Source organism: Streptomyces calidiresistens (assembly GCF_014141525.1).
GTDB classification, from domain to species: domain Bacteria; phylum Actinomycetota; class Actinomycetes; order Streptomycetales; family Streptomycetaceae; genus Streptomyces; species Streptomyces calidiresistens.
Genome location: NZ_VKHS01001110.1, coordinates 1 through 1,377, shown reverse-complemented (window position 1 = coordinate 1,377; position 1,377 = coordinate 1). Strand labels below are relative to the sequence as shown.

Sequence of the window (1,377 nt, the reverse complement as noted above, 5' to 3'; positions counted from 1 at the left end):
GTGGGGCTCCTCGGGGCGGACGGGCGTGCGAGGGCTCCCGACACCGGGCGGGTCGGGGCCGGGGCCGCACACCGCGGTCCCCGCTCCCCGGCACAATGGTCCAGACCAATTGGGCTGTCAAGGGTGCGCGCACACGCCCCCTCCCGCCCCGAAGGGGGGCGCAACGGTCGGTAGTCGGATCCATCGGACGGGAAAAGTCCCCACTTAAGGCCGACTTGAGGCAGGCTTGAACCGGACTTCGGGAAGCGAACCCGCCCCGACCCGTGCCGCACCCACCACGGAGGACCCGAGAAGTGCCGGAGACCACGCGCGCGCACCGTCACCGCCCGGTCGGGCCACCCGGTTCCCGGCGTGCGCCGGAGCCCTCTCCCGGGGCACACGGAACGGCATCAATCGGTAACCGTCCGACGCTGGTTCACCGCCCCGGGAAGTCGTTAAGCTGCCCACCTGGCAGACCCAACCGCGAGCGACGGCCGGCCCGGCCCGGGGGGAGCGGCGCATGCCGATGGCGATCGCGGTGACCGGCGCCGACCTGGTGCTGCCGGTCACCGACCCACGAACACCGGGAGCCCACGTCCTCACCCCTCCCGGTGAACAGGACTTCGAGACGGCGCTGGCCGAGACCGCCGACCTGGTGGACCGTCACGGCCACTACCTGATCGTCCACTCCCGCACCCTGCCCCGCGCCCACCTGCACCGCCTGCACGCCGTCCGGGCCATGCTGGAGTCCGACCGCATCGCCCTGCTCCCCTGCGACCTGCCGCCGCTGGGTCTGGCCGTGCTGGTCCGTCAGCTGCGCCAACTCTCCGTCTGCGACTTCGGACCCGGCATCCTGGCCTCCGCCGGCCGGCTCCTCGCCCACTACATCTGGGCCGGTGCCCTGCTGGGCAGCGGCAGGCACCTGTCCCGACTGCCCGTCGAACTCCCCGCCGACCGGGCCCGGCTCCGCGCCGGCCCCTGCGCCGTGCTGGCGGCCCCCCACCCCACCGTCGTTCCCGACGGCGGGTTCCCGACGGGCCCGCAGTTCGCGACTTCCCTCACCTACGCCACCGGCAGCCTCGCCGACGACCGCGTGCCGGGCGAACTCGCCCCGGCCTGGCGGGTCGGCTCGGTGCACGCCGTCCGACTACCGGCCGATTCGCCCTCCTGGTGGGGCACCCCCCGGGTGGTCGAGTTCGCCGCCGCCATCCCCGATGTCGCCCCGCTCTACCAGATGGTCGGTTCCGTCCGCCGCGAACACTGCCACTGGTGCGGGCTGACCATCATCGGGGACCTGTGCGCCTTCTGTCGGGCACCGGTCCCCACCCCCGTCGCCGACCGCCGTCCCCGGGCCCTGACCGGCCCGAGTCGCAGAGCCCTGACCTGACCCTGTCTCTT

General features: G+C 73.9%; 1 protein-coding gene. It reads left to right on the top strand.

Going from position 1 to position 1,377, the window contains the following annotated elements; all coding sequences use genetic code 11:
* Nucleotides 1-499 precede the first annotated feature (499 nt).
* Nucleotides 500-1,366 (top strand): hypothetical protein, encoded by an 867-nt coding sequence (locus FOE67_RS25770; RefSeq protein WP_182667228.1) that lies wholly within the window; start codon nt 500-502, stop codon nt 1,364-1,366.
* Nucleotides 1,367-1,377 lie beyond the last annotated feature (11 nt).